This window comes from Paenibacillus sp. JT31N11 (assembly GCF_056269285.1).
Map to the genome: position 1 here is coordinate 382759 of NZ_JBWDNQ010000006.1, position 26672 is coordinate 409430.

21 protein-coding genes and 2 pseudogenes are annotated in these 26672 nt (G+C 47.9%); 20 read left to right on the top strand and 3 right to left on the bottom strand.

The genetic code is table 11. The features are described 5' to 3' along the window. Positions 1–391 precede the first annotated feature (391 nt). Positions 392–659 (top strand): annotated as a pseudogene (locus AC0YNV_RS22345) (RtcB family protein); the annotation flags it as partial. Positions 660–1028: 369 nt separating this feature from the next. Further along, positions 1029–1643 carry a P-loop nucleotide/nucleoside kinase family protein gene (locus tag AC0YNV_RS22350; protein ID WP_475769977.1) on the top strand — a complete coding sequence of 205 codons (615 nt, stop codon included), beginning with the start codon at positions 1029–1031 and terminating at the stop codon, positions 1641–1643. Here the strand turns inward: AC0YNV_RS22350 and AC0YNV_RS22355 are convergent. Further along, entirely contained in the window at positions 1624–2301 is a 678-nt protein-coding gene (locus AC0YNV_RS22355; RefSeq protein ID WP_475769978.1) for an LrgB family protein, read from the bottom strand. The genes AC0YNV_RS22350 and AC0YNV_RS22355 overlap by 20 nt on opposite strands. Then, on the bottom strand, positions 2301–2675 hold the full coding sequence (locus tag AC0YNV_RS22360; protein ID WP_475769979.1) for a CidA/LrgA family protein: 375 nt from the start codon (positions 2673–2675) through the stop codon (positions 2301–2303). The genes AC0YNV_RS22355 and AC0YNV_RS22360 overlap by 1 nt, the downstream gene beginning before the upstream one ends. Before the next feature lie 111 nt (positions 2676–2786). Here AC0YNV_RS22360 and AC0YNV_RS22365 point away from each other — a divergent pair, with 111 nt between their 5' ends. The 17 genes and pseudogenes from AC0YNV_RS22365 to AC0YNV_RS22445 all read left to right on the top strand — a co-directional run bounded on the left by AC0YNV_RS22365 (position 2787) and on the right by AC0YNV_RS22445 (position 21340). Continuing rightward, on the top strand, positions 2787–3698 hold the full coding sequence (locus tag AC0YNV_RS22365) for a LysR family transcriptional regulator (RefSeq protein WP_475769980.1): 912 nt from the start codon (positions 2787–2789) through the stop codon (positions 3696–3698). Between the two features lie 138 nt (positions 3699–3836). Further along, complete coding sequence (speD, locus tag AC0YNV_RS22370) at positions 3837–4673, top strand: adenosylmethionine decarboxylase (protein ID WP_210044663.1); 837 nt, start codon at positions 3837–3839, stop codon at positions 4671–4673. Between the two features lie 4 nt (positions 4674–4677). After that, on the top strand, positions 4678–4929 hold the full coding sequence (locus AC0YNV_RS22375; RefSeq protein ID WP_475769981.1) for a hypothetical protein: 252 nt from the start codon (positions 4678–4680) through the stop codon (positions 4927–4929). A 413-nt stretch (positions 4930–5342) separates the two neighbouring features. After that, positions 5343–5963 (top strand): annotated as a pseudogene (locus AC0YNV_RS22380) (glycosyltransferase); the annotation flags it as partial. Positions 5964–6074: 111 nt separating this feature from the next. Then, on the top strand, positions 6075–7145 hold the full coding sequence (locus AC0YNV_RS22385) for a glycosyltransferase family 2 protein (protein WP_475770051.1): 1071 nt from the start codon (positions 6075–6077) through the stop codon (positions 7143–7145). A gap of 79 nt (positions 7146–7224) precedes the next feature. Then, positions 7225–9246, top strand: a complete 2022-nt coding sequence (locus AC0YNV_RS22390) for an exosporium glycoprotein BclB-related protein (RefSeq protein WP_475769982.1) — start codon at positions 7225–7227, stop codon at positions 9244–9246. Between the two features lie 402 nt (positions 9247–9648). Further along, positions 9649–10938 carry an ATP-binding protein gene (locus tag AC0YNV_RS22395; RefSeq protein WP_475769983.1) on the top strand — a complete coding sequence of 430 codons (1290 nt, stop codon included), beginning with the start codon at positions 9649–9651 and terminating at the stop codon, positions 10936–10938. Between the two features lie 154 nt (positions 10939–11092). Then, entirely contained in the window at positions 11093–12079 is a 987-nt protein-coding gene (locus AC0YNV_RS22400) for a bile acid:sodium symporter family protein (protein WP_475769984.1), read from the top strand. A gap of 125 nt (positions 12080–12204) precedes the next feature. Then, complete coding sequence (locus AC0YNV_RS22405) at positions 12205–13047, top strand: metallophosphoesterase family protein (protein WP_475769985.1); 843 nt, start codon at positions 12205–12207, stop codon at positions 13045–13047. Positions 13048–13061: 14 nt separating this feature from the next. Then, complete coding sequence (locus AC0YNV_RS22410) at positions 13062–13691, top strand: glycerol-3-phosphate responsive antiterminator (protein ID WP_475769986.1); 630 nt, start codon at positions 13062–13064, stop codon at positions 13689–13691. A 447-nt stretch (positions 13692–14138) separates the two neighbouring features. Then, positions 14139–15494, top strand: coding sequence for an ABC transporter substrate-binding protein (locus tag AC0YNV_RS22415; RefSeq protein ID WP_475769987.1), 1356 nt, complete (start codon positions 14139–14141; stop codon positions 15492–15494). 166 nt (positions 15495–15660) lie between these two features. Then, on the top strand, positions 15661–16572 hold the full coding sequence (locus tag AC0YNV_RS22420; protein WP_475769988.1) for an HAD family hydrolase: 912 nt from the start codon (positions 15661–15663) through the stop codon (positions 16570–16572). Further along, positions 16526–17596 (top strand): ABC transporter ATP-binding protein, encoded by a 1071-nt coding sequence (locus AC0YNV_RS22425; RefSeq protein ID WP_475769989.1) that lies wholly within the window; start codon positions 16526–16528, stop codon positions 17594–17596. The genes AC0YNV_RS22420 and AC0YNV_RS22425 overlap by 47 nt, the downstream gene beginning before the upstream one ends. A gap of 1 nt (position 17597) precedes the next feature. After that, on the top strand, positions 17598–18470 hold the full coding sequence (locus AC0YNV_RS22430) for a carbohydrate ABC transporter permease (RefSeq protein WP_210044654.1): 873 nt from the start codon (positions 17598–17600) through the stop codon (positions 18468–18470). Between the two features lie 156 nt (positions 18471–18626). After that, positions 18627–19409 (top strand): carbohydrate ABC transporter permease, encoded by a 783-nt coding sequence (locus AC0YNV_RS22435; RefSeq protein ID WP_475770052.1) that lies wholly within the window; start codon positions 18627–18629, stop codon positions 19407–19409. Positions 19410–19422: 13 nt separating this feature from the next. Then, positions 19423–20175, top strand: coding sequence for a glycerophosphodiester phosphodiesterase (locus AC0YNV_RS22440; protein ID WP_475769990.1), 753 nt, complete (start codon positions 19423–19425; stop codon positions 20173–20175). Between the two features lie 253 nt (positions 20176–20428). Beyond that, entirely contained in the window at positions 20429–21340 is a 912-nt protein-coding gene (locus AC0YNV_RS22445) for a restriction endonuclease (protein ID WP_475769991.1), read from the top strand. 1128 nt (positions 21341–22468) lie between these two features. On the opposite strand, the gene AC0YNV_RS22450 is transcribed toward AC0YNV_RS22445, so the two are convergent. Beyond that, positions 22469–24874: an AAA family ATPase gene (locus AC0YNV_RS22450; protein WP_475769992.1), complete on the bottom strand. Its 2406-nt coding sequence runs from the start codon at positions 24872–24874 to the stop codon at positions 22469–22471. A 126-nt stretch (positions 24875–25000) separates the two neighbouring features. Here AC0YNV_RS22450 and AC0YNV_RS22455 point away from each other — a divergent pair, with 126 nt between their 5' ends. Next, positions 25001–26197, top strand: a complete 1197-nt coding sequence (locus tag AC0YNV_RS22455; RefSeq protein WP_475769993.1) for a Shedu immune nuclease family protein — start codon at positions 25001–25003, stop codon at positions 26195–26197. The last annotated feature ends 475 nt before the right edge of the window (positions 26198–26672 follow it).

The following is a 26672-nucleotide window of genomic DNA, read 5'->3' on the forward strand; positions in this document are numbered from 1 at the left end:
GGCTTCCGGTGCTTGTATTCGGCGCGCTGATACTCAAACAAGCTTAACCATAATGGTACAGGATTATGCAATTCGGGTGGTGCTCTTACCGATGAATATGACCGCATACCAACCGTTTTATACAAATAGGCAAGGTAAGTCCATTCACGGCCCTCTGACGGGATATGTGGGCATTAAATAAGATTTTGCGCGTATGAACGGTGAAGCTTAGATAATGAAGTTGCTTGTGAAGCTGTGGACCCTGGCAAGACGGTCCGCAGCTTCTTTACGTTACCCTGAAGAGGAATAATTCAATGATATGACGAGAGGATTTTAGACAATGAAAGAAAACTATTACCGGCAGGTACGGCTCCCTTCGGGGCAGCTGCATGTCTAAGCCGGGCACGCGCTGCTGGCGGAGCAGTGGGGGATGTTCGAAGGGCAGGTCGTCGTCATGATCCATTCCGGCTCCCGCGTCTGGGGCGGCTCCGTCAGTCAATACTGAGGCAGCTACATTGCGAAGATGATGTGGGCCGGAGGGGCTGAGAACGGCCGATCCCAGGCTGCTGTTCGCGCCTCTGTCCCACCCGCTGGGACGGAGCTATGTGGATCTGATGTATTCGGCCTTGAATTACGCCGTGGTGAACCGGCATTTGATCGCCTGTAGTCAGGTGCAAGCCCCTGGCTGCGATTAAGGGCAGCTAAAAGTTAATTGAATGACAGAAGACCGGACTAATAATAGGGGAAGTGATCGGGATCTATACGGTCAAAGCGGCCGAACAGGGAGTCGTATTCTGTTATGCGGGCAGCGGAGTCTGACTGGCCGATCAAGTCCCTGCCGGCTGCTGCAGCCACAAGGAAAATTAACTCGAATTGCGGTATTCAAAGACAAGGTGAAAGGGATGCTTCTCTCCCGCAGCCTTGTCTTTTCCTTCTGCGCGTATTTAAATAGGAGTAGCAATTACGCTTCAATTGGAATTGGAGATCGTGTTTGGAGAGACGATGAAGACAGACAGGATAGACATGAATACAGGATGGAGGAACAAAATATGCGCAAGCTGGTCTTTTTTATCGGGGGCGCCGGAGCGGGGAAAACAACGGTGGCCAAAGCTTTGGCGGCCAGGCGGCATGCGCCCTTATTCGATATGGATACGTTGTCGAGGCCGGCGTCCGAGGCGATTATGAAGCTTTCCGGCCTTGACCCGAACGACCGCGATTCCCCTGTTTACAAGACGCTCTGCCGCGATCTGGGGTACAGAATCACGATGGACGCCGCGCTGGAGAATGTGGATATCGGCAGCGACGCTTATGTGATCGGACCCTTCACCAAGGAGACCGAAGATCCGCTGTGGCTGGAGCGGGAGCTTGCCGGCATTGGAGCTGCGCTTGTGGATGTGGAGGTCAAGGTCATCTTCGTTGAGCTGCAGAATGAGGAGCTCTATCGCCAGCGGATCCAGCGCAGAGGCTCCATTCTGGATGCCTGGAAGCTTGCGAACTGGAGCGCGTTCAGCCAGTCTCTTGCTCCCCGCCATACCCGCTGGAGGCTGCCAGCTTCGTCCGTGCTTCATTATGACAATTCCGCATCATTGGATCATGAGAGACTGTCGCTAATTGAGCAGTTCGTCTATGGCGGCAACACCGACCTTATTGAAATAAAGCCATGAGCCAGGGAGCTGCGCATAAGGTAATGAAGGCGGTGCAAATCATCGCAATTCCGGCCACCGAGCCGGATACCGCACCGTACTCCAATGCTTTGCTGATTCCGGCCGAGTGGGCACCGGTACCAAGCAGCAGTCCCCGTGCAATGGGATGTCTTATGCGGAGCCATTTGACAAGCAGAGGCCCCATAATCATTCCCACCAGTCCCGTAATGACCGTCGCGGCAGCCGTAATGGCGGGGACCCCTCCGATCATCGAGGACACCGAGACGGCAATCGGTGTCGTTGCCGAGCGCGGCGCGAGGCTGCTGGCGATTTCATCAGACAGTCCGAACAAATGGGCGAGCCCCGCAGAAGTCACAATCGCAGCAAGAGCGCCGCATCCGACACTGGCGAGGATGACCACGGCGTTCTTTTTTAATAGATCAACATTCTTGTAGAGGATGACGGCAAGCGCAATCGCAGCAGGCTCCACCATGTCGGAGAGCAGGCCCGCGCCTTGATCATAATCCGCATAGGTGACGCCGCTTAAGCAGATGACCGCGATGACGATAATCGGCGTAATGAGCAGCGGCGTCAGATACGTTTTGTTGAACGTACGGTAGAACCGTTTCGCTGCCCAATAGATGGCAATCGTGCAGCCAAGCCAGAATAAAGCCTCCATCAGCTCATCCCCTCCTTCTTTTGCCTCCCGGATATCCATTGACCGATCAGTCCGCTGAACAGCATAACGGCAATTGTGCTCGCGGCGATCGTAAGCATGATGACGAAGCCGCTGTGCACGATCAGACTTGTATAATTCATAATCCCCACCGTGGCCGGAATGAAGAACAGCAGCATCTCCGCAAGCAGCCACCTGGAGCCCCGTTCAATCCAGTTCAGGCGGACGAGCTTCAGCTTGAGCAGCGCGAGTGTGAGCAGGATGCCCGCAATGCTGCCAGGGACTGGTAGATTCAGCCATTCCACGAGATGATCCGCGATTTGAGCCATTATTATGAAGAACAGGATCTGCAGAATCAGGTTAAATAATGATTTCATGGCCTTCGCTCTCCTTCGCTTGTAATGCTAGTATACGAAGTCACCCTTCATGAGTAAAATGAATATAATGAATTGTTTACATTCCATTTGTCTATGTGAGAAGGGGCTATCATGGAAATTCGCCATTTGCAGGTTGTCGCCGAAATTGTACGCCAGAACAGCTTCACCAGAGCCGCCGAAACGCTTCATCTCACGCAGCCGACCATCAGCAAGACCATCAAGAATTTGGAGAACGAACTGAACGTTGAAGTGTTCGTCCGTGACGGCAAGGCTATAAAGCTGACGGATGCGGGACAGGCCATCATGAATTATACCGGTCCTATTCTTAAGCTGTTCGATCAGCTGCAGTTGGAGCTTCATGATCTGACCTATTTGAACAAGGGGCATATCTCGCTGGGTCTGCCGCCTATGGCAGGGGCGAATTTCTTTCCCTCTGTAATCAAAAGCTTCCAGGAGACTTACCCCGGGATTGCCATCCGGATGGTGGAGGAGGGTTCCGTTAAAGTGGAAGAGAGCGTCGCAAGCGGAGAGCTGGATGTTGGCGTCGTGCTGACCCCGGTCGATGATGAGCTGTTTGAATCCTTCCCCGTCATTGAGGAGGAGCTGAAGGTGATCATGCATCCGTCCAATGCGCTTGCTGGAAAGCAGCGGGTGGAGCTTGCCGAATTGGCTGAAGAGAAGTTTATTCTGTTCAACAGCGATTTTGCCCTGCATAACCGCATTATTGCGGAATGCCGCGCGGTCGGTTATACGCCGCGGATTGAATATGAAAGCACGCAGTGGGATTTCATCGGGGAAATGGTAGCGGCGAATCTGGGTATCGCCATGCTGCCGGATACGATTTGCCGGTTCTTTGATAAGGATAAGATATGCTCGGTTCCGCTTGTCAGTCCCGTCATTCCTTGGCAGCTGGCTATGGTATGGAGGCGGGAAGGCTATTTGTCTCGTGCCGCGCGTGAATGGATTTTATTTACAAAAGATTTATTTGCGGACTCAAGCCTGAATAGAACGAATCTGAGATAATGCAAAGGACGGCTTGGGATGAGGGGCGGGGTTCATCACTTGGCTTTAGTTATGCATTAATGGGTAATATATTAGAAGAATAAGGGTGCTGCCGGAAGAAGAACGGCTCTGAAACCATCAAAAGAGAGGTATTCCACGATGAAACTGACACCAGAGCAGCTCATCACGCTGCACGGTTTTAACAATCTGACTAAATCCCTGAGCTTCAATATGTACGATGTTTGCTATACCAAGACCAAGGAAGAACGAGAGGCCTACATTGAATATATCGACGAGCAGTACAACTCCGACCGGCTGACGGGGATTCTGCAATCTGTTACCGATATCATTGGCGCGCATGTGCTCAATATCGCGAAGCAGGACTATATTCCGCAAGGGGCCAGCGTCACCTTCCTGATTTCCGAGGGTCCTGTGGAGGAGGCTCCGACCGAATCGTTCGAGCAGTCTCCGGGCCCGCTGCCCAAATCCGTGGTGATGCATTTGAATAAAAGCCATATTACGGTCCATACTTACCCCGAATACCATCCGGATGAAGGCATCAGCACCTTCCGCGCGGATGTGGACGTGTCGACCTGCGGCGAGATTTCTCCGCTGAAGGCGCTGAATTATCTCATTCATTCCTTCGATACCGACATCATGACGATCGATTATCGCGTGCGCGGCTTTACCCGCGACATCCACGGCCATAAATTGTTTATAGACCACGATATCAGCTCGATTCAGAATTATATTCCGGATCAAATTAAGAGCATGTATGATATGATTGATGTCAATGTCTATCAGGAGAATATTTTCCATACCAAATGCAAGCTCAAGCAGTTCGATCTCAACAATTATTTGTTCGGCTACACCAAGGACAAGCTGGGACCGGGGGAAGAGCAGGAGATTACGGAGCAGTTGAAGATGGAGATGGACGAAATTTTCTACGGCAAAAATATGAGCGTTGGTTCCATCGGGCAGGGCTCTAAGGAGTGAAGAATTGAACAACAGCATTCTGGACAAATATTGCATCGTGATGATCGGCTATGCCGTCTCCCGGATCGGCCAGGTCAAGAAAGTAACGGGCCGGACGGTGCACGTGGATTGGGGCAACAAGACGATGATCTATATCAACAAGGATTTCAAATGGATTCCCGTGACCAGGGAAGAGATTGAGACGAAGTACAGGAAGAGCAAGTTCACTCCCGAGTCGCTGAAGCGGGCGGAGGAATTGGGACTGGCTATTCGGTAGCGGGGAGCGGATGGGAGCTAGAAGCGCGGCGGGTTATCTGACAACGGACAGAACCAGCCTGTGCACGAGTAATAAGCCCATAATCACATATTTAATGAAGGCCACGAGTATGCTGCGTGCTGCAGCGGATTCGTGGCTTTTTTTGTGCCAGAAAGTATAGCAGCAGCTTGATTTTTTCTTTGAAATAACAGACCGCTGATACGGCGCATGAAGATAAATAAATGATTGAATATTTTTTTAACCATAGCTGTAATCCTCAACAGGGTTTTGCCATTTTTTAGCGAATATATTGTCAAATGCAGTTGAAAAATGACGTTTTATGCTGCAAATGATCGAAGGATTTTATCGAATTTTTTTCCTGTGAGGGAGATGCCATGATAGTCAGCATTATCGTATTAGCGAAACATCCAAGTATGTTGAAACAGTGCATTGCCAGCATTGAGCTGTATACGCCTGCGCCCTATGAATTAGTTGTCGTCCATGATGGAGCCGGAGGAGAAGCAGACAGATGGCTGAAGAAAAGAAGCCATTTACGAACGCTGACGGCTTTTTCGCATGCGAGCAATTCAGAGCGATATAACCTAGGCGCATTGCAAACCAGCGGCAATTTGCTTGTTTTCATACAGGATCATATGCTGGTCGCAGAGCACTGGCTGTCATGCTTGACCGGATGTCTGGAGCGTCATCCGCAGGCGGCGATGGTCGGTCCGATGACCAATTGCGAAAGCGCCGGTTTACAGCAGCTGCCTCTGCCCTTCGAAACCATGCAGCAGTTCGATACGATGGCGCGTGCTTTTGTCACGGCTAAGGCAGGGAAGGACAAAAAGGTGACCAGACTGCTTACCGATTTCCTTGTGATGCGCCGGGAAGCTTACAGGCAGCTGGGGGGCTTCGATGAACAGTTGAGGCTGTCCGCTCATGAGGATGACGATCTCTGTTACCGGACTCTGAAAGCCGGATATACCCTGCACATCGCTCAGGATTGCTTCGTCCGCAGCTTGGAGCCTCCCGACCGGCAGTCAGAAGATGCGCAGCAGGTTGCCAGAGAGCGGCAAATGAACCAGGCAAGCCTGATCGATAAATGGGGATTCGATCCATCGGAGGCGTTATCGAAATGGGAGCAGCCCACCACGGTCAGTCTCTGCATGATTGTCAAAAATGAAGAACAAACCCTTGGACGCTGCCTGTCAAGCATCCATAAGCTGGTCGATGAGATCATTATCGTGGATACCGGTTCGGGAGACCGTACACGGGAAATTGCCCGCGAGTATACCGGTGGCGTATACGAATTCACTTGGGTGAATGACTTTGCCAAGGCGCGGAACTACGCATTCAGTCTTGCTACCAAAGAATATGTGCTGTGGCTGGATGCGGATGACATCGTGCTGCCTAAAGACGGTGATGCATTTCGCAAGCTCGCCGCTGCGCTCACTTGGGATACGGATGCGGTGTCCATGCATTATAATCTGGATTTCGATGCGGACGGCAATGTGATGACAAGCTTGAGAAGAAACCGGCTGGTGAAGCGGGAGAACGGTTTTCAGTGGATTGGGTCTGTACATGAGTATTTAGAGGTGTACGGAAAGATTCTATATTCCGATATATCTATTACACATGACAGGAAGCATACGAATTCCTCCCGCAACCTGCATATTTTCGAACAGCGGGAAGAGAGGGGACTGCAATTCCTGGCACGTGATTTATACTATTATGCCAACGAGTTGACCGATCACAGGCAATTTGAGCGGGCTGTCCTGAAATACGAGCAGTTCTTGCAGCATCCGGACGGATGGGTGGAAGATAAAATCAACGCCTGCGGAAGGGCGGCGGATGCGCTGCATGAATTGGGCCGTACGTCTGAAGCGAAGGACAAGGTTCTGCTTTCCTTTGCCTATTCGTTCCCGCGGGCAGAAAATTGCTGCAGGCTGGGGTTCTATCATATGGCTGAAGCAAACTTTGCCGAGGCTATATTATGGTACAAGCAGGCGATCCAGCTGCCCAAGCCGGCCGAGTCCGGAGCCCTGCTGCTGCATGCTAGCTGGACCTGGCTGCCCCATCTGCAGCTATGCGTATGTTACGATCGGCTGAAGCAGTATGAATTAGCCTGTCATCATAATGAAATGGCTGCGAGCTATATACCGAATGACAGCAGAATACTGGCCAATCGGAAATATTTTGCCAGCTTGAATTTGACAGGAACGATCAGGGTTAAATGAGTCACCTCGGTTCCGTTATACGGGACTGTTGCGATAGCATGACAATGAATAACACAACTTTATGGGGGATGAGATGTTCATGAGAAACGCGACAGATCAGGCAATGGTGAAAGAATTAAAAAAGGGCAGTAAAGAGAATAGGAAAAAGGATATGAAGCAGACGCTGGCAAAAACATCGTTGGCGGCGCTTGTTGTAGGTCAAGTTGCAGCCAATATTCCTCATCTTGATTTTATGAAATACGGAGTTGCGGGCGCCGCTTCACTGAACATTACGTTTTCCGATGTGAATGCATCCGCATGGTCATTCAAGTACATTACGAAGCTCGCGGCTTTGGGCGTGACGGTTGGAGACGATGCGGGAAAATTCAATCCCAATAATCCTGTCAGTCACCAGGAGGCGATCATTTTGATTCTTCGCTTCCTGGGAATTGATACACCGCCTGTCAATTCGGGCGAACTGTCACTTCAAGTTGATAATTGGGCGCATGATTGGGTGCTTCAAGCAATCGATAAAGGACTTCTGGTGGCCGGGGAAGAGACGGAAGCAGCGGGCACATCATGGGGACAAGCCCCGGCAAGCCGCGAGTGGACGACAAAATTGCTTGTTCGCGCTCTGGGAAAACAGGCGGATGCAGAAACGCTTGCGGATCAAAAATCGACTTTTACCGATGCTTCGTCAATTACGCAAACCGAAATCGGATACGTAAATGCTGCTGTTCAGCTGAAAATCGTTAACGGTTATCTGGACAACACCTTTAAGCCTCAAGGCTTGATCACCCGTGCCGAAGTAGCAAGCATATTAAGCAACGTGGAGAGTCAATTCAATGATCAGCCTGACAAGGTTGTACGGGGAAATGTTGTGAAGCTGACGGTCGACGGTATAGAGGTATCCTCCACCAGCGGAGAGAACCGCCAGTTCACGTTGGATCCCAAAGCGATTGTTTTTGGTCAGAATGGACTCAGTTCCTCCATCCAGGCAGGACAGCCGGTCACGATTGTTTATAACGGCAGCGCAGCCTACTATGTGGAATGGACAGGTGTACCGCAAACAGAAATCCAAAAACCTGGAGAAAAGGGTGCCGCAGGCGAAAAGGGAGAATCGGGCCCTCGTGGGAATGACGGCTCTCCTGGAGCAAACGGATCTCAGGGACCTGCAGGAACGGCGGGTGCGAACGGGAAAGACGGAGTAAATGGGAAAGATGGAGCCGTCGGAGTTACTGGTGCAACAGGGCCAGCAGGTCCAAACGGAGCCGCCGGAGTTACTGGTGCAACAGGGCCAGCAGGTCCAAACGGAGCCGCCGGAGTTACTGGTGCAACAGGGCCAGCAGGTCCAAACGGAGCCGCTGGAGTTACTGGTGCAACAGGTGCAGCAGGTCCAAACGGAGCCGCTGGAGTTACTGGTGCAACAGGTGCAGTAGGTCCAAACGGAGCCGCCGGTGTTACTGGTGCAACAGGTGCAGACGGAGCCGCCGGAGTTGATGGTGCAATGGGAGCAACGGGCGCAACGGGCGCAACAGGCGCAACAGGAGCGACGGGTCTAACAGGGGCAATAGGAGCAACAGGAGCAACAGGCGCAACAGGAGCATCCGCCATAATCCCATTTGCATCGGGGCTCCCTATCACGGTAACTACAATTGCGGGTGGTTTACAGGGCACTGCGGGCATACTGGGCTACGGTTCTTCCGTTTCGGGTATTAACCTTTTGGGTGGTGCCATAGACCTTACTGGAGCGGCAGGAGTCAATCTTAACTATGCCTTTTCAGTTCCTCGTGCGGGTATCATTACATCATTGTCAGGTTATTTCAGTACTACGCTTGCAATGGCTCTTGTCGGAACAACGGTATCTATCCAAGCTCAATTGTATCAATCAACCACACCAGATAATACTTTCACTCCCATTCCGGGTGCTGTAGTCAATCTGGCCCCTCCTCTGACGGGAGTTATCTCACTGGGCACCATCAGCAGCGGAATTACTACTGGACTAGCCATACCTGTGATGCCAGGAACGAGATTGTTAATGGTGTATACGGCAACAGCCGCTGGAGTCGCCTTGATCAATACAGTAGAAGGTTATGCGAGCGCAGGAGTTTCCATTAATTAGTTTCAGATTGTAGTAGAAGGTAGAACTAACTGGAAAGAAAAGATTGACAATCGATTAAATTACCATATATTATTGGATTTATCATTTAACGAGGGAGGCTGATGGATCATGATTGGAATGACAAACAGATGCATGCTGCAATTTTCGCTGAACCGTTATCAAATGCATATGAACAATCTGATCTCATCGGCCCCGGGCGGGATAGGTGGCGGACTTTAGGCCCGTCATAGAAGTAATCGGCAGTACATGTGGACGAACGTACCACGCCTGTTGTTTATTCGCTTGAACAAGCTAAGCCATGGATCCGTCGATCCGTGGCTTTTTTGTGCCTTTTTTTGAAGACCAAATGCATGGAGGAACGGGGTGTCAGCCGCAACTTATACCAAAAAGGAGATTAACGAAATGGAAACAGCAAGTCGAATCAAACCGATTATTTATGAATATGGGGCAGAAATGGACAGCACGATAAGAGGATATGCCCAGCATGCGCGTCTGATGGACGGCATTCTCGAAGCACTGTCTGTCCGGTACGGGGTTGCGTATCAACTGTATGCGAGCGATGATCCCAATAATGACTACTGGAAGCTGCTGGAGGATGATGTGAAAAGCGGCAATCCGGAAGTGGAGCATGTTGCGCGGATCTTCGACCGGCTGGAGACCCGCACATTCGCTTATGACGATGATAAGGAGCTCCCGGAATACAAGGTTCACTTATCCGTCCGCAACAATGTTTTTGCTTATCCATCGATGGGGGTGGCACTCGCGCGAATCCCTGTATTTCAGGGGAACTCCATTAACTTTCAGGACTGTGTCTACGCGGTAGGCGACCAGCAGCTGCATGCCTTTCTCAGCGAGATCCGAAACCGCCAGCGGAAGCAGAAAATAAACAAGGTCTCCGTGTTCACGGATATGCGCAACGGGATTTCCCGCGATGACGAACCGATTACCCGTACCGTGAGCCGGGAGGAGGTTGTCATGGACGCTGCGATCAAAAAAGAGATTTACCGCTCGTTGGATCAGTTTTTTGATGCCGACCGCTCCTTCTACCGCACCTATGATATTCCCTATAAGCGGGGCATTCTCTTGTACGGCCATCCCGGCAATGGCAAGACGACGCTGGTCAAATCCATTGCGGGCAGCGTCCCCGGTCCTGTCGCGTACTGGCAAATCACCGAATATACCAACAGCGAATCGGTCGGCGTGGTATTCGAGGCTGCCGTCCGGCTGGCGCCAATGGTGCTGGTCATTGAAGATATCGACTCCATGCCTCAGGAGGTTAGGTCATTCTTCCTGAATACGCTGGATGGCGCGACCTCCAAGGAAGGGATTTTTCTCATCGGAACGACAAACTATCCCGAGAAGATCGATCCGGGGCTGATGAACCGGGCCGGGCGCTTCGACCGTTCTTATGAAATCAGGATGCCCGACGAGGCGCTTCGCCTGCAGTACCTGCAGATCCGCGGGTTTGGCGCTTTTGTGGATGATGAAGGAATGGCTGAGGCAGCGCGGCTGACGAATGGTTTCTCGCTGACACAGCTTGGCGAGTTGTATGTCAGCAGCGCATTGGAGTGGCATGATAGCGGCTCAGTCCATATGGAGGGTCTTGTCCGGAGAATGCGCGGCGAGCTGGATAAGGGTCAAAAACAGGTGTGGATGAAGGATACGAGCGCTTCTCAGCTAGGATTTTTGTGAGGGTAGGATTATCCTACTCTCAGCCCATTTTACTGCGGCTGGCCGGGAAATCTTCTATTTTGGATGTAAGTACGGCAGGCATCTGGTAGAATACGAGTATAGAATTCCACCTGCCATGTGGTGCTTGGAGTGAAAAAAAGGGAGTCCTGTAACCATGCTTCAGCAGTTTAACCGCCGCTTAGAGCGTTTCTTGCCGCTGCTTACACCTACCAGTGTCCTGATCGGAGTGCTGCTGGGGAATCATTTGTCGGGTTTTACTTTCCTGTCCACCTGGATTTTCGCCTTCATGACCTTCTCGGGGAGCATCAGCTCCAGCTTCAAGGAATTTATTAAAGTACTGACGCAGCCCGTTCCACTGTTCATTACGCTGCTCATTCTCCATATCATTATGCCACTGGTCGCCCTGGGAGCGGGGCATCTGTTTTACGCGCAGGATGCGTTTACTATGACAGGCTTTATTCTGGCCATGGCGATCCCGACCGGTATATCGAGCTTCGTATGGGTCGCCATTTACAAAGGAAATACAGCGCTTACTTTGTCGATTATTCTCATCGATACAATTCTGTCGCCGCTGGTCGTGCCTTACACACTGTCGCTTCTTGTCGGAACCCAGGTCGAGATGGACACCTATGCCATGATGCGGGGGCTCCTGCTGATGATTGTACTGCCGTCCATGCTGGGAATGCTTCTGAATCAATGGACGGGTGGCGGCATCCGGGATCACTGGGGACCGCGCCTGAGCCCTTTCTCGAAAATCGCGATGGGCGTCGTCGTCGCGATCAACAGCTCAGTTGTATCCCCCTATCTGCGCCACTTCAATGCCAAAATCCTGGGGATCGCCTGCACGACGCTTGTCCTGGCCAGCTTGGGGTACATACTCGGCTGGCTCATAGCCAGGCTGCTGGGCTGGGAGAAGGATCTGGTCATTGCCCTCACCTTCAACGGGGGCATGCGCAATATTAGCGCCGGAGCCGTAATGGCCGTGTCGTATTTTGCCGCACCGGTCGCCCTTCCTGTAGTGCTCGGCATGCTGTTCCAGCAATCGCTCGCTTCGCTGTTCGGGTACCTGATCAATAGGAGATATAATCTGAAGCGAAAGACAGAGTCCGGGGTTGTGGCTGACAGCAATTTCTCGGCATAATCTCTCTTTACGGTTTTCATATACCTTTACAAAAACTCCATCCCTATTTAACGGATAATCAATACTTGCTCTATAGCATGAGGGAGTGAGTTACAAATTTGGTTTAAGCCAGGAGGAGAAAAGTAATGAGATTGGTTCTGATGGGCGACTTGCATTATCACGAGATTGATGCAACGATTCCGGGACTGCCGGAGGCTAGGACTGCTTTCTATCACACCTTGCTGGAACATTTTATGAATACGGATGCCGATTTGCATATATCGCTCGGAGACCTTACAAATTTTGGATCGCCCTCGGAGCTGCAGGAGGTTTATGAGCTGCTGCGTCGTGAGGAACGGACATTTATTCACGTGCTGGGCAACCACGATGTCTACTCGCAGACACGCAATCAGGTGCTGGAGATTACGGGGCAGCAGCGCTATCACGCGATTGACACCGACTCGGCCTTCCTGGTCTTTCTGGATACGGCCAGAGAGATGGACACCGCCGATTGGAGCGGCTGGATCGACGAAGAGCAGCTGCAGTGGCTGGAGGCCATGGTGGAGAAGTCCGGTACGAAGCCGCTGCTCGTCTTCGGCCATCACCCCGTCTATCAGACGACGGCAAGATCGGAGATGGACAAAGGCTCCATTCATCCGAGCATCGACATGTGGCGCATTCTGAACCGGAAAAACGGGGCAGGCGTCTATTTCAACGGTCATACGCATGTGAATTCGATTGTGGCCCAGAACAACTGGACCTTCGTACAGCTTGCCGCCTGTCTGGATCAACCCGGCTTCCGGATCATTGAGCTTGATGGCGAGAAGATCCGCATCTCCGCTGTGGATATGATGGACGAAGCCATGCTGGAGCATGCTTCTAAGATGCACCGGCATATGTCGCATTTTCACCACAATCCCAACGCCCGCGGCCAAGACGCCGACCGACAGTTCGAAATTTCCTTGCCGACAGCGGCGCAGCCCCAATAGTGGAGGTTAGAGGAATGAAGAACGACGTAAACCATGCCGCATTCCTGAAGGGTCTCGCCGCGCACAGATTGATCGCTTCGATCAAGGATCCGAGGCATATTGAGATCGCCCTGTCGCTGCGCGGCCAGTTGAGCGGCATCTTCCTGCTGACCGGCCACATCGGCGTTGTGAAGGGCTATGTAGACGTGTTCAAGGAGCATCAGCTCCCGGTCTTCCTGCATCTGGAGAAGATGGGCGGCCTTAGCACGGACAATTACGGTCTGGATTATTTGGCGAAGGTGATCAAGCCGACCGGCATTATTTCGACGAAAACGAATGTGGTGAAAACCGCGAAAAAAATGGGTCTCATCACCATTCAGCGCTTCTTCCTCGTTGACAGCGAAGGCCTGGACAACATCGCCAAGAGCCTCTGCCAGAGCGAGCCGGACATCATCGAAGTCATGCCTGCCCGCATCCCCGACATGATCGGCAAGGTGAAGGTGTTCACCTCGCTGCCTATCATTACAGGGGGGTTGTTGTACGAGCAGAGCCAGGCGGAGGAGTGTCTCAGGTACGGAGCGACAGCGATTTCGACGTCCAAGCCCGAGCTGTGGAGAGGCGCAGACCCCTCGTCGGACAAGTCCAAGGACCGGCAGGTTATATAGGTTCCTCCCCCTCCTGAATAGTAAGCCGGTGATTAACCGGCGGAGCAGGCGGAAATAGTCTGGAGAAGCGTAAGCGTTCGCCTTTGTACCCCGAATTTCACCGATAAACTGTTCCAATTAAAAAAATTAGGGGTACAACAGCTCCTCGACAAGTGACAAGCGGCTAACTCGCTTGTAACACTTGCGAGTATCGGAAGACGGTTCCGCCTGCGCAGCCTGCTTTTATTCTCCGCACCAATCTATGAAAATTCATATAATCTTAGCAATCAGATAACATAGATTTAATAAACATCACGTATCATTCGATATGAAAAGTAAATAGCAATCGGTTGGAGTATTGGAGAAACCTTATCCGCTGGAGGACATGAAATGTCCTCGGCAGGATTAAGGTTTCTTTTTTTGCGCCCCGGTTGTAACTCAAGAAAAGAAAAGGTGGAGGATCAGACAATGGTTAAGAAGCTTACTGCATTGACGCTGGCGATTTTCATGACAGGGGTTCTCTCGGCTTGCGGAGCGGGCGGCGCGAACACGAACAACACCGGCACGAACGCAAACACAGGCACGGACAACACCACAACCGGGGCTGCAGCCGAGCCGGCAGAAGCCGACGCATCCAAGAAGGTTGTCATCAAGTACTGGTACGCGTTCGGTGAGAAGATTGAGGAAGCGAAGCTGCACATGGTCAAGGAATTCAATGAGTCGCAGGACAAAATCGAAGTAGTGGCCGAGCACCAAGGCAACTACGACGACCTTCATGCCAAAGTACAAGCGGCATTCGCAGCCGGAGACGCGCCTGCGGTAACCGACCTCGAGATCGCATCAACCGGCGTATTCGCACGCTCGGGCATGCTGGAAGAGCTGACGACCTATGCGGAGCGCGACAAGGATCAGCTGCAGATTGATGACTTCAATCCCGGCCTGATGGGAAATGCCTATGTGGACGGCAAGCTGTACGGCCTTCCTTTTATGCGCAGCACCCCGATCCTGTACAAAAATGTCACGATGCTCAAAGACGCCGGCCTCGACCCGGCTGGTCCGAAGACATGGGATGAGCTGGAGCAATATTCCCGCGTCCTGAAGGAGAAGGGCAAAGTCGGCATGACCGTGCCCATAGATATCTGGTTTTACGAAGGTCTGGTTGCCCAAAGCGGCGGCCAAATGCTGAGTGAAGACGGCAAATCGGCTGCGTTCAATTCGCCTGAGGGCGTGGCGCCGGTAGAGTTCTGGAAGAAGCTGTCCAGCGAAGGACTGATCAAGATCCCGATGGGCGACGAAGCGGGACCAACCGCGGATAAAGACTGGTCCAACCAGTTGTCGGCCTTCAAATTCGCTTCCACAGCCGGTGTAACCGGAAGCCTGGAAATTGCCAAAGGCAATGGTTTTGAAATGGAAACGTCGTTCATGCCTTCCAACGTGAGCTACGGCGTTCCGACCGGCGGCTGTCAGCTTGTCATTACGTCGAAGAGCAGCGATGAAGAGAAGCAAGCGGCTTGGGAATTCCTCAAATGGATGACGTCGAAGGAAAACACGATTTACCAGCATAAGCATGTCGGTTACCTGCCGACCCGTCTGTCTGCCGTAGAGAGCGATGAGCTGAAGGCGCATTTTGCCGAGTTCCCGCAGTTCAAGGTAGCCGTCGATCAATTGGAATTTGCAAGACCGCGTCCGATGGAGAATGCGTATCCGGAAGTGGCGAAGATCATCAAGGAAGCCATTGAGAAGGCGATTCTAGATCCGAAGGTGTCTCCGCAGGATTCGCTCAATCAAGCGGCGGAGAAAGCCAACAAGCTGCTTAGCAAATAATATTTTGCACATTCCGCCATGCGGTCCGGCTGCATCATGCACCACCACTATCATGCACCGGGAGCTATGAATTCTGAAGTAACTGCTTAAACCATGGAGGAGCTTCCGCTTCATCGGAAGTCGGAAGTCTTCTCCTTCCAATCATAAGAGCTGAGAGGTTACACCTATGTACAACGAGAATTGGTTGTCCGCGATCAAAGTTATTATTTTCGATATGGACGGAACGCTCTACCAGGAAGATACCTTCCTCGAGCGGTATATCCGTTATCTGCTGGAGGAAACGGAGCACGAAGGGGAAACCGAAGCGGCCATGAGCATAGGAAGAGCCATTCTGGCAGGAGAGCATGCGATCCAATTCGGCCATTTCTATCATACAGAGGATGATCTCGGATTGGTGCGCGAGGGGGACCGTTTCGTCCAGGGCTTTACCTGGGATGGGGCCGCAATCGATGAATATGCCTGCGCTTATGGACCTTTATCCTCCCAGGCGCCCCATCTGATTCATATTGGCGACCCGTGGGGCATTGCGACGGTTCTCAGCCACAAATACAAGCTTCCCGAGCAGAAATTAAGATCGGCGTTCGATCGTGTCCGCAAGGAGATGGTCCTCACCCCCTATCAATTCGAATGCCACAGCGACCTGTTCCGGGCCATTGAAGAGCTCACCGCTGTCGAGAAAAAAAGCCTCATGACCAACACCCACCTCGAGTCCGGCGTCGAGTTCATGAGCTACATGCAGATCCGCCATTTGTTCGAGGATGTGGTTTACGGCGCGAATAAGCCCTTTGGACTCCAGTCGTATTTCACGTCCCTGCTTGCGCAAGGTTACCAGGCTCATGAAATTCTGTCGATCGGGGATAACCCGTGGAATGATCTGCATCCGGCCAAGAGGCTGGGCGGCAGAACCTGCTTTATTTCCCCTTACCCGAGCAGCGATCCGGAGGTCTGGGATTTGCGGCTTAACCATCTGGAAGAGCTGGAGCAGCTCATGCGTGCGATTCAGGAATCCATCACAAGGAGGAACATATCGGATGGCGAAGATCGAGCTGAAGCATATAAGCAAGAAATTCAAGGATGAGACCATTATTGAGAACTTGAACCTGACAATCAAGGACGGTTCGTTCACCGTTCTTGTCGGACCGTCGGGCTGCGGCAAATCCACGACACTGCGCATGGTAGCCGGGCTTGAGAAGGTGACGAGCGGCGAGATATGGATCGATGACAAATGCGTGAACGATACCGCCCCCGGACTGCGGGATGTCGCGATGGTGTTTCAGAACTATGCCCTGTACCCGACCATGACCGTCCGCGGCAATATCGAATTCGGGCTCAAGAATAGAGGCATTGCCAAGAGCGAGCGCGAGAAGCTGATCTCGGATATTTCCGAGATTGTCGGCTTAACGCCGCATCTGAACAAGAAGCCGCAGAACCTGTCCGGCGGACAGCGTCAGCGGGTGGCACTTGCCCGGGCGATGGTGAAGAAGCCGAAGGTGTTCATTCTCGACGAGCCGTTGTCCAATCTGGACGCCAAGCTGCGCAACCAAATGAGAACCGAGCTGATCCAGCTTCACAAGCGTCTTGGAACCACCTTCGTCTACGTTACGCATGATCAGGTGGAAGCCATGTCAATGGGCGATGAAATCGTCGTCATGAACAAGGGTGTCATCCAGCAGGCGGATACGCCGATGAAGCTTTATCACGATCCGGCCAATCAGTTCACCGCGGAGTTCATCGGAACGCCTGCTATGAACATGATGAATATGCGGGATGTACAGGGGTTGGATATTCGTTCAGCCGCCACTATCGGCAATGTAGGGTTCCGTCCGGAGCAGGCGCTTATTGGCGTGGGAGCAGAAGTCGAAGGGTATGACATAGAAGGCGAGATTCTGACCCGCGAGAGTCTGGGAGCGGAAAATATTTATCAGATCCAGTCGCGGACCGGCGTCTTCTTCGTCAAGACCTTCCTTGCGCCGCTGGAGACGGCCGAGCGCGTGAAGGTGACGATTCCGCATGACCAGCTCTATTATTTCGGGCTGAACGGGGAAAGGCTGCGCGGCGTCGAGGCAAGCTCGAAGCGTCTTGTGGCGGCTGGAGGAAGATGACATGACCGTATGGGAAAAGCTGCGTCCGTACAGCATGGTCGCTCCGGCCATTATCATTTTCTCCCTGTTCTTCATCTATCCGATCTTCTATATGATCTACCTGAGCATGTTCGACTGGAATTTTGTCAGCCCGACCAAGACCTTCGTGGGCTTCCAGAATTTCAAGGACCTGCTGACGGAGCCGGACTTCCGGCAGGTGCTCACCAATACGACTATCTACACCCTGCTCACGGTGACGCTGACGACCGGAATCTCCTTGCTGCTGGCGCTGTGGCTGAACCGCAAAAGCTTCTTCCACGGCTTCGTGCAGGGGGCGATCTTCAGTCCGCATATTATTTCGCTCGTGTCCATCTCGCTGCTGTGGAGCTGGCTGATGGATCCTGAATACGGGCTGCTCAACTGGGTGATCGGGCTCGTGGGCTTCGGCAAGCTGGACTGGCTGTCCCATCCGAGCACCTCGCTCATCTCGCTGGTCATCGTGGCTGTATGGAAAGGGCTCGGGTACAACGCTCTTGTATTCATCGCGGGGCTGCAGAGCATCCCGTCAGATATCTACGAAGCGGCTTCCCTGGACCGTTCCAAGCCTTGGACGACCTTCACGAAGCTGATCCTGCCCATGCTGTCGCCGTCGATCTTCTTCCTGGTGGTCATCAACATGATCGGATCGTTCCAGGTATTCGAGACCATCGCGATCATGACCCAGGGCGGTCCAGTCAATTCCACCAACACCCTGGTGTATTACATCTATGAATACGGCTTCCGGTTCTTCAAGATCGGCTATGCCTCCGCGGCAGGCGTTATCCTGCTGGTCATTGTCGGCGTACTTACGATTATCTACTTCAAACTGCTGTCGAATCGCGTTCATTACCGTTAGGAAGAGGTGAAGCTCTTGAAAGCTGTAGACAATACGATCGGCGGAGCCCCGATTGGGACTGCCACTGCCGGCAGCCAGTTGAGCCATGTCCGTACCCGCAAAACGACGATCAAGAAGGTGATATCCGCCATACTGAGCGTATTCAATATTGCCGGCATGCTGGCGCTGGTGCTGATCTTCGCTTTGCCGTTCATCTGGATGGTCTCCACATCGCTCAAGACGCTGCCGGAGACGATGATTTTCCCGCCGGTATGGATTCCGACGAGTCCCGTCTGGCAGAATTACGCGGATGCCTGGAACACGGGGCCGTTCCTCAGTTATTTCACGAACAGCATCATCATTGCAGTGGGCATCCTGATCCTGCAGATGCTGACGATTATTCCGGCCGCGTATGCTTTTGCCCGGTACAGGTTCATCGGCTCGGGCTTCCTGTTCGGCATCGTCATGGTGACGCTCATGATTCCCGCCCAGCTGATCTTCCTGCCCGTGTATCTGGAGCTGAGCGCGTTCAAGCTGCTCAATACGCATCTTGGCCTTATCCTGCCATTCGCGTCCAGCGCCTTCGGCATCTTCCTGCTGCGGCAGGCGTTCATGCAGATCTCGGATGAGCTGCTCGAAGCGGCACGACTGGATCAGGCGGCCGAGTGGAAAATCATCCTGCGCATCATGGTGCCGCTCGTGAAGCCGGTGCTCGTCACTTTCGCCTTGTTCAGCTTCATTGCCCATTGGAACGACTACTTCTGGCCGCTCGTCATGACAACCAATGAAACGGCGAGAACGCTGCCGCTCGGCATCGCCAAGATCCGCGAAGTGGAAGGCGTCGCGACCTGGAATATCCTGATGGCCGGCAACCTGATTCTGGTTGCGCCGATCCTGGTTGTATTCTTCTTATCGCAGCGGCAGATTATCAAGGCGTTCGTGTATAACGGAGTGAAATAAGAGAACCGAAGGGATGGATGAAACGATGATTACGATAGTGGCACACCGCGGATGTTCGGGAGATGCGCCCGAGAATACGATGGCGGCGTTCAAGCTGGCTCTGGCCGAGCCGGATATTGCGATTATTGAGCTTGACGTGCACCTGTCCAGAGACGGAGTTCCTGTCGTTATTCACGACCATACACTGGACCGGACGACAAGCGGGACAGGCATGATCCGCGCTTATACGCTTGCGGAGCTGCGCCAATTCGATGCGGGCAGCAAGTTCGCTCCCCAGTTCGCGGCGGAGCGGATTCCGACGCTTGAGGAAGTGCTGGAGCTTGCGAAAGGTCGCTGCAAGCTGCATGTGGAGCTGAAGATGCTGGGTGATGAGTATGAGGGCATTGAACAGAAGGCTATCTCGCTCATTCAGCAGCAGGGCATGCAGGAGGAGGTTGTGCTCTCCTCCTTCAATCATGATTCCATGAAGCGGGCGCACGAGATCGATCCCTCCATCCCGACGGGATTGATCTTCCTGGGCAAGCCGACGCTGCTTGCGGAGCAGCTGCGTTATACGGGGGCATCGAGCGTGTCGATGCATTATGCTTTTGTGACGCGGGAGCTCGTGGATGAGATGGCAGGACTAGGGATTGATATGGGCGTGTGGACGGTGGATGAACCGGAGATTCTCGAGCGGATTATTAGGGAGTATCCAGGGATGAGGATTACGACGAATTATCCGGAGCGGGTGCTGCGGATTGTGTGGGGGGATGGGGTTAGGGGTTAGAGGGGGAAGGTCTAGAGTTATTCAATAGTTATAGATGTACACATGTGGAGTGCTGTTCACTATTAGTGAGGAAAGAATAATAAAATGTATGGTTTACGGTGATATTGGGGGATCTCAGTGGAGGTCTCTCTTTTATTTGTGATACTGTAAACCATATTTTTTCTTTCATATGAAGAACCCCTATTTATAGTAGCTATATAGATAATCAAATTTTGCTATATTAGAAATAAGACAAAATTGGGGAGTTGGTAAAGTGGCTGTACCAGGTTATCAAGATTTCATGTATCCATTTTTAAAGCGATTGAAAGATGGCAATGAATATAAGCTACAAGAACTATATGTCTTGCTAGCTAGCCACTTTCATTTAACGGATACAGATATTGCAGAGCTTTTGCCTAGTGGAAAGCAAACATTGTTACATAATCGTATTGGATGGGCTAGAACGTATCTATCAAAAGCAGGTCTAATTAAAGTAATAAGAAGAGCTGTATTTAAAATTACAGATGATGGTTTGAAAGTTTTAGGAGATACATCTGTCACGAGGATTGATATTAAGTTCTTAAGTAAATATCAGAGTTTTAATGAGTTTGTAAATAAGAATACTATTGATAAACCGAAGATTGATGTAATAGATAGTGATGAACAAACTCCTTTAGAAATTATCGGACACAACTATAATATTTTAAAAAATGAGCTACAAGATTTGCTATTAGAAAAGATATTAGAGTGTTCACCTACATTTTTTGAACGACTAGTTGTTGAACTGATTGTAGCTATGGGTTATGGCGGTTCTGTAAAGGACGCAGGCAGAGCAATAGGCAAATCAGGTGATGAAGGAATTGATGGGATTATAAAAGAAGATGTGCTAGGTCTTGATATGATTTACTTACAAGCAAAGCGATGGAAAGCAGATTCCACAATTTCTCGTCCTGAAATTCAAAAATTTGTAGGAAGCTTAGTGGGTAAGAAAGCCTCTAAAGGGATTTTTATCACAACAACTAAGTTTTCCAAAGAAGCTCGCAGCTATGTTGACTCTATTGAAAAACGAGTCATCCTAATTGATGGTTCAGAACTAACAGATCTAATGTTCAATTACAACATAGGTGTATCTAATGAGGAGGTCTATATAACGAAAAAACTTGATTTAGAGTTCTTTGAGGAGTAAGAACGTTATTTACATATGAATAAGTGAATTTGTATAAAGACAGAATCCGTGAGCCTTTAAGAGTGATTGGATACGAATATGTTTCAAAACCGAATTCCTCAACCGTCGATTCTTTAGAAGGGAGAATGGCTAAAAGGAATCCATCACCTACACGTTTAAAAATTTAATAGAGAAGAATGGAACAATAACCTTCTATTTCAAAAATGCACCCTGGAGAAGAGTCCTCGGGTTTTGTGTTCAAGTGGGGTTTAGGCAACTAACACTGATCGGATACATAATAATGAAATTAACAAAATGCACAATAGGTTAAGTTGGTGAAAACACATGTAGGTAGTTGTAAAGCAGTTTCTAGCAACGTGTTTTTGTTTGTTTTCGGGCCCATAAAAATTTGTACTTAAAATTTTGATACTAATGTATAATTCTGCTAAACATTTCGGGTGGGTAGAGGGTTAAACCTGATACCATCTCAAGGTGTAAATACCATTCAACTAATCTGTAAACTAGGGAATATGCTTCAGATAAAAGAAACTGCTCTTACCGGATACTATTTTTTGTTGTTCATAGGTATTAACACAACTTGAGGATTAGTGACATTCTGTCTGTGAGTATGTGAGGTTAAACCCATTTACAGTCATATTGTGGTCCTGCCGTTAATAACTACGCTTCGTTGCATTTGCGTATGCTGGTTTATTGTTAAAGTCCTCCTGAGGAGAATCTATCAACGGAGAAAATATTCACACCAGAAAATGTAGCGGTGGGGATCGAAAAACGGTTCCGAACAACCATTAATAGCCTGCAAGGAGTAGAGTAACATGCCTAAGCCCAAGGAAACCTTTCTTCTGATGTACCGCGTTGTTGAGGATCACCTATTTGTTGTATTTCATCGATTTCTTGAACAGAAGGATCGTCGATAACTACCCTTCAAAATATTGTTAAACGGGAATGAAGTCTCACCATGGGATCCGTATGGGACCTGACGATGAATTGCGTAATCGTATAATGCTACAAGATCAACTGGAATTACCTGCCTTGAGAACAAAGAAGGGTCGGTAGTTTGGGAAAAAAACCTGATAGGCGTTTCTGAATCTCTAAAAAATGGACATGCTATCACAAGCATGTCCCATTTTCTTATGCAGGTAGTGTGTGGACTCCACGAAGAACATTTAAAGTTCTCTGAACATAAGCATGCAACTCTGTTTCGTTTAGTAATGCACTATCTGCAAAAGGATTTTTATCATGATGGAATTTTTTGCTAAAATCATTTATTTCTTCAAGCTCTCTTAATTGTGGCTGCATATGAATAACTGTAGGAGATAATCCATTTCTAACTTTATCGATAAAATTACCGAGCCATTCATCACTCTTAAAATCTTTAGGGAAACGAATTCTAAGATTTCCTTCAATTAATGGTCGGATGCACCTAGCAACAGCTCGAAGATCAAGTTTAGATTGTCCTTCTAGAAAGTCAGCTAGAGCAAAATACCCTTGATAATAATCATTTTTTGTTTCTTCTTCAATATTCCAAACATCTATTTTGCTATCTGCTATCCCATCGCGTCTTATGCATAATTGTGTTAGTAAGGTGGATTTATCAGCGAATTTTTGCCATAGGATTCTGGCGAAATATGAATCGTGGGTAAGTACTAGTACTTGTTTTGCTAAGGAACTAAATCTCAATATTTGATCAGCAGTGTAATTCTTTCTATGACTATCCAAACTTGATATGGGATCATCGAATATTATTACTTTTTTTTCTATCTCAAGATCAGTTTCCAATTTTGCAAGAAAAAACGCAAATGCAAGGCAACTTTTATCTCCTTCACTAAGAGTGTTACTAAATGTAGCTTTTGAAGTTGGTGATTTATCATTACCTAATTCAACTTTACAACCATTGATTGTAAGTACAAAATTACTACTTGGATTTCCTCCAAGGAAGCTTGATTTGAAATCCGTAATGGTGAAACTTGCTCCACAATTTTTCAAATGAAAATTAATTTTCTCCTCGTATTTTGTAAATATAGTGTTTGTATATGTATCTAAATCAGACTTTATTTGTTTTTTGCTCTGTTCTAACAAACGAATTGACTCTAATTTCACAAGATAACCTTCTATAATTTTTTCTTTCTCTTCTGAAAAGCGAAGTTTAACATTTCTATAGAAATTTAATCTTGTTCTCGCATTCTGAATATGTATAGTATCAATGCTTTTTTTTCTTTGTTCGACTAGATCATTGAATTCTTTAATATCCTTATTATATTTGTGAATATTTTCAAGAAGCGTTAAATACTTTTTTATGTGAGCCGATACAGATTCAGGTGTAATAACTTCTTCTAAAGGAGCCGATTTTTTGGTTTGTATTAAGGAATTAATTTCTTCAGTGAACCCTTTCCAGGTTATACTTGAGTCATCCAGGTCAAAATCTAGATCTTTCTCAAAAGTAATATATTGTTTCCAATACGCTGAAAGCTCAGTATTTGTATTTACAGCCCTTTGAAGATCAAATATCTTGTCTGTACTAAAAATCTGTCCAAATGATGATTCTAAATTAGATATGATACTTTTTGCTTTATTGTACTCCTCACTGAAAAAGCTTTGAAACGCTTTTATAACTTGCACATTACTTATGTCTTGATTACAAAATGGGCATGTATCATCAATAATATGATTCATTCCATATTCTAACCATTTTTCACCTTCAACACCATCCAATTTTACATGAATATGTTCTTTTGTTAATGCTTCAGCATTATTCATCAAATGAGTAATTATAGTTCGTTCAAAATTAGATAGAAACTTTTCTTTATCGAATGGTGGGAGTTTTAAAAGGTTAAAAGTGGGTTTTGCTTTAATTTCTGCATCTTTCTCAACTGCTCTTAATGTCATTTCTTGCCTTGTAATTTCTGATTCAAGATTATCCACCTGTTTTAAGGATATAAAGTCAGAGTATGAAAGAAGCCCGCTGGTACCAGAAATTATATCTTTTTCTAATTGTTTTTTTATATTGTTGGCTGCTTTTATTTTTTCATCTTCATCTAATAAATTTCTAACGTATTCAACTCCTTTTTTTCCAACTGTAAATAAATACATTCTCTTTTTCTGATCATGCTCTATTATATAACCTGAGAATACATTTTGGTTTACATAATGAGAATCAAAGATCTCTATATCAAAGGTTGGTTGTGCTAACCACATGTTTCCATTAAATTTCATCATTCCTTTATCTGTAAGAATTTCGATGATCTGCTCTTCTTTAGAACCAAGCGTTTTCCTACCAACAATTAAATCATTATTCTGATCATTAAGTGATCTAAGAATGTGGGACAAAGTGGTTTTTCCACGTCCATTTTCAGAATAAATAAGATTCATTCTGTTGAATAATATGTCGCCTTTTGAAGAAAAAGATCTAAATTTCCCTGTATTGTTGATTTTGACTATTTTTTTTATCATAATTACAACCCCTTGCTGGTAATTTATAGCATGTCTTATTTTAACATGCCAAGAATAGCCTGATAAAGAATTAATTGACGTTCCCAAAATAAAAACCTGCTCTATTCTTTATAATTAAATGAGACAGCGAGTAACCAGGAGCAGGATGGTCACCGCCGCGCTCAGCGGAGCGAGGTTTCTGCTATATTATCTTGCGGTAAAAAGGGGTATAAAATGTTAAATATAATTAAGAATGAAAGAGAGATCTTGGTGGAGTATTACCCATTGAATGGCTTACAGTGGATTAATGATGCTTTTTCAAAAAACGAATCAATTGTTATTAGAAAAACATTTACTTTTAGTAAGGATGATATGCATATACAAGAATCTATTGACGGAGTGGAATATGTAGATGAAGATCGTATTGTTTTTAGATTAGGGGAAATAAATAGGGGAGGGGATTATTATAAAATTAATAATAATGTCCTATCTATAAATGTAAACCTATTCATACAAGCTAATATTAAAATTCATGACAAGATGTTTACAGCCTATAGGAATATCTCTATCTTTAAGAAAATAAATAAAGTAATTAAAGAAGATATCTATATTGGTGATAATGATAATTATTTGCCTGTTAGTGTATTTGAAAAATTATTGAGTTTATTCCCCAACAGTAATGAACTGACTAAATATACAGATGCACGTAATAGTAGTATTTTAAGGGATTATTTTTATGATTCGGTTGATGGGGAGTATATATATGAAAAACACATGAATAACAGTAACAATTTACGTAAAAAAGATAAGTTATTATATCTTTTTTCAAATCAAGAATATGAAAAATATTGTTTTATACTTGAGACACTAAAGTACATGCTTAAAAACGAAATTAATTATACTGAGAAGCAGTGGCAACAATCTATTATTGAAATCATCCAATTGATATATCCTAAATATATTCAAGTATTTGAAGAAGTAAATATAAAAGACTATAACGATAAGAAAAGAAGACTTGACTATATGCTAATTGATTCTAATGGTAATATTGACATCATTGAAATTAAAAAACCTTTTGGGCAAAGCATAGTCTCTGAAAATAAATACAGGGACAATCATATCCCTCTTAGAGAGCTATCAGGCTCTGTGATGCAAATTGAAAAATACATATTTTACTTGAACAAATGGGGGAGATCAGGCGAAGAGACCTTAACCAAAAACTACAAGTCCCAGTTGCCAGATAATTTCAATATTAAAATAGTGAACCCTGGTGGAATCATTATTATGGGACGAGAGAACGAATTATCAAGTATGCAAAAAGATGATTTTGAGGTTATAAAAAGAAAATACAAAAACGTTATAGACATTATTACATATGATGAATTGCTCGCAAGATTGGAACTTATCATCTTCAAGTTTAAATCTAAATAGGAGATGAGAACAAATTCCAATAATTGGGTTGGGTTTTCTTTTCGCGATTTAGGCATACCTTACTATCATTTACCGTATTCCTCTATCTGAATACTTCTTTTTCCATAGAGACTCGAATAGATACTGAGCGTTTTTCTTTTTTTGATTTTGAACATGCATCGCAAGCATTTCCTTGAAGGGAATAGGGAAAGGGACGATGCGATTTTTTTACCTTTTCTTTCATTAATACGTATCTGTCAATAGGTAAAGTCCACTTCATTTAATTTTATATTAATAAGCTCATCAATGCGGACGTCGGTATAAACAAATGTTTTGATGATAATCATATCTTGGAAGTTCTTGGCTTCCCAGGCTGCTTTATAAAAATGCTGGAGCTCCTCATCGGCTGTGACATAGGGCAGCGCCTGTGTGGCGTTGTCTTCATCCCCTCGCCTCCACCATGTAAATCCACATCCGCACGAGGTTGTGGATTATT

Bases quoted from the DNA above. Each gene is read 5' to 3' on its own strand.
- AC0YNV_RS22400 (WP_475769984.1), top strand. From the start codon at position 11,093: ATGCTTCAGCAGTTTAACCGCCGCTTAGAGCGTTTCTTGCCGCTGCTT.
- AC0YNV_RS22390 (WP_475769982.1), top strand. From the start codon at position 7,225: ATGAGAAACGCGACAGATCAGGCAATGGTGAAAGAATTAAAAAAGGGC.
- AC0YNV_RS22410 (WP_475769986.1), top strand. From the start codon at position 13,062: ATGAAGAACGACGTAAACCATGCCGCATTCCTGAAGGGTCTCGCCGCG.
- AC0YNV_RS22425 (WP_475769989.1), top strand. From the start codon at position 16,526: ATGGCGAAGATCGAGCTGAAGCATATAAGCAAGAAATTCAAGGATGAG.
- AC0YNV_RS22350 (WP_475769977.1), top strand. From the start codon at position 1,029: ATGCGCAAGCTGGTCTTTTTTATCGGGGGCGCCGGAGCGGGGAAAACA.
- speD (WP_210044663.1), top strand. From the start codon at position 3,837: ATGAAACTGACACCAGAGCAGCTCATCACGCTGCACGGTTTTAACAAT.
- AC0YNV_RS22395 (WP_475769983.1), top strand. From the start codon at position 9,649: ATGGAAACAGCAAGTCGAATCAAACCGATTATTTATGAATATGGGGCA.
- AC0YNV_RS22435 (WP_475770052.1), top strand. From the start codon at position 18,627: ATGCTGGCGCTGGTGCTGATCTTCGCTTTGCCGTTCATCTGGATGGTC.
- AC0YNV_RS22355 (WP_475769978.1), bottom strand. From the start codon at position 2,301: ATGGAGGCTTTATTCTGGCTTGGCTGCACGATTGCCATCTATTGGGCA.
- AC0YNV_RS22440 (WP_475769990.1), top strand. From the start codon at position 19,423: ATGGATGAAACGATGATTACGATAGTGGCACACCGCGGATGTTCGGGA.
- AC0YNV_RS22405 (WP_475769985.1), top strand. From the start codon at position 12,205: ATGAGATTGGTTCTGATGGGCGACTTGCATTATCACGAGATTGATGCA.
- AC0YNV_RS22415 (WP_475769987.1), top strand. From the start codon at position 14,139: ATGGTTAAGAAGCTTACTGCATTGACGCTGGCGATTTTCATGACAGGG.
- AC0YNV_RS22385 (WP_475770051.1), top strand. From the start codon at position 6,075: ATGATTGTCAAAAATGAAGAACAAACCCTTGGACGCTGCCTGTCAAGC.
- AC0YNV_RS22420 (WP_475769988.1), top strand. From the start codon at position 15,661: ATGTACAACGAGAATTGGTTGTCCGCGATCAAAGTTATTATTTTCGAT.
- AC0YNV_RS22455 (WP_475769993.1), top strand. From the start codon at position 25,001: ATGTTAAATATAATTAAGAATGAAAGAGAGATCTTGGTGGAGTATTAC.
- AC0YNV_RS22365 (WP_475769980.1), top strand. From the start codon at position 2,787: ATGGAAATTCGCCATTTGCAGGTTGTCGCCGAAATTGTACGCCAGAAC.
- AC0YNV_RS22360 (WP_475769979.1), bottom strand. From the start codon at position 2,675: ATGAAATCATTATTTAACCTGATTCTGCAGATCCTGTTCTTCATAATA.
- AC0YNV_RS22430 (WP_210044654.1), top strand. From the start codon at position 17,598: ATGACCGTATGGGAAAAGCTGCGTCCGTACAGCATGGTCGCTCCGGCC.